General features: G+C 65.6%; 6 protein-coding genes. 3 read left to right on the forward strand and 3 right to left on the reverse strand.

Features of this window, described 5'->3' with window-relative positions; translation table 11 throughout:
* A partial coding sequence (locus Q7T84_RS12805; protein ID WP_304809465.1) for a glycosyltransferase occupies positions 1-1,130 on the forward strand: 1,130 nt, incomplete at its 5' end.
* On the opposite strand, the gene Q7T84_RS12810 is transcribed toward Q7T84_RS12805, so the two are convergent.
* The gene (locus tag Q7T84_RS12810; protein WP_304809467.1) at positions 1,127-2,353 is read right to left on the reverse strand and encodes an acyl-CoA dehydrogenase family protein; all 1,227 of its coding nucleotides are present in this window, start codon (positions 2,351-2,353) and stop codon (positions 1,127-1,129) included. The genes Q7T84_RS12805 and Q7T84_RS12810 overlap by 4 nt on opposite strands.
* A gap of 14 nt (positions 2,354-2,367) precedes the next feature.
* Complete coding sequence (locus Q7T84_RS12815; RefSeq protein WP_304809469.1) at positions 2,368-3,492, reverse strand: acyl-CoA dehydrogenase family protein; 1,125 nt, start codon at positions 3,490-3,492, stop codon at positions 2,368-2,370.
* 142 nt (positions 3,493-3,634) lie between these two features.
* On the opposite strand from Q7T84_RS12815, the gene Q7T84_RS12820 reads away from it, so the two are divergent.
* Positions 3,635-4,201: a hypothetical protein gene (locus Q7T84_RS12820; RefSeq protein ID WP_304809471.1), complete on the forward strand. Its 567-nt coding sequence runs from the start codon at positions 3,635-3,637 to the stop codon at positions 4,199-4,201.
* Here Q7T84_RS12820 and Q7T84_RS12825 read toward each other — a convergent pair.
* A complete protein-coding gene (locus Q7T84_RS12825; protein WP_304809473.1) occupies positions 4,198-4,845 on the reverse strand; it encodes an OmpW family protein in 648 nt (215 codons plus the stop codon). The genes Q7T84_RS12820 and Q7T84_RS12825 overlap by 4 nt on opposite strands.
* 129 nt (positions 4,846-4,974) lie before the next feature.
* Between Q7T84_RS12825 and Q7T84_RS12830 the strand changes: the two genes are divergently transcribed.
* A partial coding sequence (locus tag Q7T84_RS12830; protein WP_304809475.1) for a M1 family aminopeptidase occupies positions 4,975-5,984 on the forward strand: 1,010 nt, incomplete at its 3' end.

The raw sequence follows: 5,984 nt of genomic DNA on the forward strand, positions 1-5,984 counted from the left end.
TCCACCTGATCGACACCACCATGATGTATGCGCCACGCTCCGGCGGGGTGAAGCGTTACCTTCACCAGAAGCGCGACTGGCTGGCCAAACGCCGCCCGGACATCACCCACACCTTGGTCGTGCCGGGCGCGGCCACCGGCCTCGCCGCGCCCGGCGTGGTCAGCGTAGCCGCGACCCGCCTGCCGTTCGGCGACGGCTACCGGATGCCTGCCTCGACCACCAAGTGGGCGACCGTGCTGCGAATGCTGGAGCCCGACATCATCGAGGCTGGCGACATGTTCGTGCCCGGCCATGCCGCCCTCGAGGCCGGTGACGCGCTGGGCGTCCCTGTGGTCGGCTTCTGCCACACCGACGCGGCCGCCCTCGCCGCCCTGCACTTTGGCGACTGGGCCGAGGCGCCGGCCATGAAGCAGTGGGCAGCGATCTTCACCCGCTTTGAGCGCGTGGTGGCGCCCAGCCGTCACATCGCCAACCGCCTGGCCGAGGCCGGCGTGGAAAAGGTCAGCGTCCAGATGCTGGGCGTCGACACCGAACTATTCCACCCCGACCGCGCCGACCCACAAAAGCTCAAGCGCCGGCTCGGACTTTCGGCCGACGCTAAGCTGCTGGTCTTCGCCGGCCGCCCGGCGCGGGAAAAGAACATCGAGAGCCTGATCTGCGCGGTGGAGCGCCTGGGCGCGCCCTATCACCTGCTGCTGGTCGGCGCCGGCAAGGACGCCCACTACTCGCCGCGCGTCATTCCGATGGAATATGAGCGCGATCCGCTGAAGCTCGCGGCCCTGATCGCCAGTTGCGACGCCCTGGTCCACGCCAATGAGAACGAACCCTTCGGCCTGGTGGTGCTGGAGGCCTTGGCCGCCGGGGTGCCGGTGGTCGGTCCCTCGCGCGGCGGCATTTCCGAACTGATCGACGACCGCGTGGGCCAACAGGCCGCGAGCGTCGACCCCGCCGGCATGGCAGAGGCGATCGAGGCTCTGTTCGCGCGCGAGCAAACCCCGATCAAGGTCGCCGCCCGCCGCCGGGCCGAGCAACGCCATAGCTGGGACACGACCTTCGAAGGCCTGACCCGGATCTATGGCGAGCTCGTCGTCAGTCGCTCAAGCCAGGCGCCGACGCCCCTGCGGGCCTAACGCCCCGTTGGCAGGTCCTTGAAGGGCATGTCCTTGTCGACCCGGATGTCGCCCGGCAGGCCAAGCACGCGTTCGGCGATGATGTTGCGCAGGATCTCGTCCGTGCCGCCGGCGATCCGCAGGCCCGGCGCGAACATCAGCGACCAGTGGAACGCTGCATCCTGCGGGGCCAAGTCTCCGTCGTTGATGATCCCGTACTGATCGAGCATCTCGATCGCGGTATTGGCCAGTTCCTGCATCTGGACGGCCGAGACGATCTTGCCGATCGAGCTCTCCGGCCCCGGGGTCTGGCCGCGCGACAGCGCCGTCATGGTCCGGTTGCGAGTGTGTTTCAGCCCCTCGGCCTGGACATACCAGTCCGCCAGCTTCTCGCGCACCGCCTGGTCCTGCAGCGCCGAGGCGCCGTCGAGGCCCGGGGTGTTGCGCGCCGTTTCCAGGAACTGACTCCAGCCCGCCCCGGTCGCGCCGCCCACCGCCAGCCGCTCGTTCATCAAGGTCACGAGACTGACCTTCCAGCCCTCGCCCTCGGCCCCCAGCCGCTGGCTGTCCTTCACCCGCACGTCGGTGAAGAACACCTCATTGAACCCCGACCCGCCGGACATCTGGTGGATCGGCTTGATCTCGACCCCCGGATCCTTCAGGTCGAGCCAGAACATCGTCAGGCCCTTATGCTTGGGTACATCCGGATTTGTTCTAACGATTACAATGCCATAGTCGGAAAACTGGGCGCCGGTTGTCCACACCTTTTGGCCGTTGATCAGCCAGTCGCCCGATCCGTCCGGAACCCGCTCGGCCTTGGTGCGCGAGCCGGCGACATCGGAGCCGCCCGACGGCTCTGAGAACAGTTGCGACCAGATTTCCTCGCCGCGCAGGGCCGGGCCGACAAAGCGCTTCTTGGTCTCGTCATCGGCGAAGGTCATCACCGTGGGCACGCACATGCCCAGGCCGATCTGGAAGGGATTGGGCGGGATCGGGTGCTTGGCCTCTTCCTGGCCGAAGATCACGTTCTGGACCGGCGTGCCGCCTTGTCCGCCCCACTCCTTGGGCCAGGTGATGCAGGCGTAGCCGGAGGCCGCCTTCTTGGCCTGCCATGCCTTGGAGGCGGCCATGCTGTCGCCGCCTTCGGGATCGGAGCCTTCACGCTTCTTCGGCGCATTGACGTCCAGCCACGCGCGGACCTGTTGGCGATAGGCGGCTTCTTCGGGGGTGTCGTTGAAATCCATGACCTATGTCCTGCTCAGGCTGCCGCCGCCGCATTGCGGCGCTCGAGGTGGCTGACGAGGCGTTCCTTCCAGACCCGCGGCGCACCGGCCACGAGGCTGAGTTGCCGCGAACGGCGATAGAAGAGGTGGCAATCCATTTCCCAGGTGAAGCCGATGCCGCCGTGGGTCTGGATGTTTTCCTTCGAGGCGAACCAGAAGGCTTCCGAGGCCGCGATCCGCGCGGCGCTGGCCGCCACCGGCAGTTCCGGCGCGTCGGTGTTGAGCGCCCAGGCGCCGTAATAGGCGTTTGAACGGGCTAGTTCGTTCTTCACATACATGTCGGCGAGCTTGTGCTTGATCGCCTGATAGGAGGCGATGACCCGGCCGAAGGCGTAGCGTTCGAGCGCGTATTCCTTGGCCATCTCCAGGCAGCGGTCGGCGCCGCCGGTCTGTTCGAAGGCCAGCAGCACGGCGGCGCGGTCGAAGATCCGCTCCACCAATTCAAAGCCTTCGCCTGCGGCGCCGAGCCGGCGGACGGGCGTGTTCTTGAAGGTCAGCTTGGCGGCGTCGCGAGTCGGATCGAGGGTCTTCACCGCCTCCTTCGTCACCGAGGCGTCGGCCATGTCGACGAGATATAGACCGGCCTTGCCATTTTCCTTGGCGAGCACCAGGGCGACATCAGCGATGTCGCCGTCGGTCACCGGAATCTTCACGCCGTTCAGCCTGCCATCGGTCACCGTGGATTGAAGCGTCCCGGCGGTCACCACGCCCGGACCTTCTGAGGTCGCGACAGCGCCGATGATCTCGCCCCCGGCGATCTTCGGCAGCAGGTCGGCTTTCTGCTCGTCCGTCCCCGCCAGCATGATCGCTTCGGCGAGGAAGTAGACGGTCGAGGCGAACGGGATCGGCGCGACCGCGCGGCCCAGTTCCTCGGCGATCACGCAGAGTTCGAGGTGTCCGAGGCCCAGCCCCCCGTGTTCCTCAGGGATCGCCGCGCCCAGCCACCCCTGGGCGGCCACGGCCTTCCACAGGCCCTCGTCAAAGGCTTTCCCTTCGTCTTCCAACACCTTGCGGGCGCTGGACGTGGGGCAATTGGCTTCGAGGAACTTGCGCGCCTCGCTTTTCAGAAATTTCTGATCGTCTGAAAAATCGAAATTCATTTCCGCCCATTCCGCCGTTGTCGGCCGGTTTCAATATTTCTTCAGGGGCAACATACGCTCACCGCGCACCATGGAAAGATTGACCCCGCGTCAAGAATTTCAGGGTCTTATGGCGCTCTGCACCCAGGGGGCGACGGCGCGCATGGCCAAGGCGATATTCCAGCGAAACCAGAAGGTCTGGGTCGAGAGCGTCGGCGTCTGGGCCGCGATCGAGAAGATCGTGCCAGTCTGGGCCAAGGGCTTCGACGAGCCGGTCAAGGTGACCTACGATGTGGGCCTGGGCCGCGACTTCCAGGCCAATGAACTACGGGCCGAGCAAGGCGGCGGCGACGCCCTAGCCGATGGTGGCCCCTCCTGGCGGCTGCTGCGAGCCCGCAACAAGTGGCAGGCCGAGGAAGACTCCAGCCATCATCCCTATCCTGGGAGCTATCCAGTGGTGGTGACCGACCCCAACGACTGGGGCGGCTGGCGGGTGCCTGGCGCGGAATACGACCGCGACCCGCACAAAATCGAGTTCCAGGCGCGCCTGATCGCCAGCGCGCCGAATTTGCTGACCCTGGCCCGACGGGTTGTCGAGATGGTCGATGAAAGCGCCGGCGATGCGCCACCAGAACTGCAACGCATCGCCATGGACATCGCCAAGCTTGACCGGCTGCTGGGTGAAACGCCAGCCGCCGGCCATGCCGCCGCCCAGACCGAGGTGGCCTAAAACTTGTAGCCAAGGCCCGCCGAGACCACCCACGGATCCAGCTTCACCTTCGACTTCAGCGCGCCGCTGTTGATGCTGGCGTCAGTTTCGAAGAACACCTTCTTGACGTCGACATTGGCGCTCCAAGGTCCTTTCACCACCACATCGACCCCGGCCTGCAGCGCGTACCCGAAGCCGTTGTCGATATCGACGTCGAAGCCGTTCTTATCCTTACCGCCGTAGAAGATCATGTAGTTCAGCCCCGCGCCGACATAGGGGCTGACCTTGGCTTGCGGCGCGAAGTGGTACTGCAGCGACACCACCGGCGGGAGCACCCAACTCTCATGGACAGTGACGTTGGTGGCGGGTCCCGTCGCCTTGACCGTGTGCTTGGTCGTCCCGGCGATCGCCTCCACCGCGATGTGGTCCGTCAGGAAGTAGGTCAAGCCGATGGTCGGCATCACGTCGTCGCCCACCTTGGCGTGCAGGCCGGTGTCCGCGCCGGCCGCGGTTGTGATCGGGTCACTGGCGTCGGTCAGCACGCCGCTGACGCGCACGTTCAGCATCAGGAGGCCCTGCTCCTTCGGTTTGAAGTCCTGCGCCTGGGCGGTTCCGGCCAGGGCCAGGGCGGCGCCGAGCGCCAGAGCTAAGCGGGTGGTGGTCATGTAATATCCCCATTTTTTGTGCGGCTATCGAGCCGCGGCCGGGACATCGCGCTAAAATCGAAGCTCGGCTTTGATCGACCTCAAATCGGCGCACTGGCGAATGTGACGCGCCGTGGCTAAATGCCCTTCATGCGTACAGACACTCCTCAGCCGATCCGGCTCGCCGATTACACGCCCCCCGCCTTCCTGATCGACGAGGTCCATCTCGACTTCGCCCTTGCGGCCAACACCACGCGGGTGAAAGCGAGACTGACGATCCGGCGCAACGGTGATCATGCCGATCCGCTCGTGCTGAACGGGGAGCGGCTGACTCCGATCTCGGTGGCGATCGACGGTCGCGTGCTGGCCGGGGCCGAACACACCATCGACGCCGAGTTCCTGACGGTCCCGGGCGTGCCGAACGCCTTCGTGCTGGAGACAGAGGTCGAGATCGACCCTCAGGCCAACAAGGCGTTGGACGGGCTGTACATGTCCGCCGGCCGGTTCTGCACGCAGTGCGAGGCCGAGGGCTTCCGCAAGATCACCTGGTATCCGGACCGCCCCGACGTGTTGTCGCGCTTCACCGTGCGCATCGAGGCCGACAAGACATTCCGCCACCTGCTGTCCAACGGCAATCTGATGAGTTCGGGCGACCTGCCCGGCGGGCGTCACTTCGCCGTCTGGAACGATCCCTTCCCCAAACCGGCCTACCTGTTCGCCCTGGTCGGCGGCGAGTTGGACGTCCTGGAGGATAAGCTCGTCACGATGAGCGGTCGCACGGTGGACCTGCGCATCTTCGTCGATACCGGCATGGCTGATCGGGCGACCTACGCCATGGACGCCCTGAAGCGGTCGATGATCTGGGACGAGCAGGCGTTTGGCCGCGAATACGACCTCGACCTGTTCATGATCGTCGCCGTGCGCGACTTCAATTTCGGGGCGATGGAGAACAAGGGGCTGAACATCTTCAACTCCTCGCTCCTGCTGGCCGACCCGGCGACCGCGACGGATCTGGACTACGAGCGCATCGAAAGCGTCGTCGCCCACGAATATTTCCACAACTGGACCGGCGACCGCATCACCTGCCGTGACTGGTTCCAGCTCTGCCTGAAAGAGGGTCTGACGGTCTTCCGCGACCAGAGCTTCTCGGCCGACATGCG

The organism is Phenylobacterium sp., from assembly GCF_030654915.1.
GTDB lineage: Bacteria > Pseudomonadota > Alphaproteobacteria > Caulobacterales > Caulobacteraceae > Phenylobacterium.

Excerpts from the sequence above, each read along its gene's own strand:
- Q7T84_RS12810 (WP_304809467.1), bottom strand. The coding sequence starts at position 2,353 with ATGGATTTCAACGACACCCCCGAAGAAGCCGCCTATCGCCAACAGGTC.
- Q7T84_RS12825 (WP_304809473.1), bottom strand. The coding sequence starts at position 4,845 with ATGACCACCACCCGCTTAGCTCTGGCGCTCGGCGCCGCCCTGGCCCTG.
- Q7T84_RS12820 (WP_304809471.1), top strand. The coding sequence starts at position 3,635 with ATGGCCAAGGCGATATTCCAGCGAAACCAGAAGGTCTGGGTCGAGAGC.
- Q7T84_RS12815 (WP_304809469.1), bottom strand. The coding sequence starts at position 3,492 with ATGAATTTCGATTTTTCAGACGATCAGAAATTTCTGAAAAGCGAGGCG.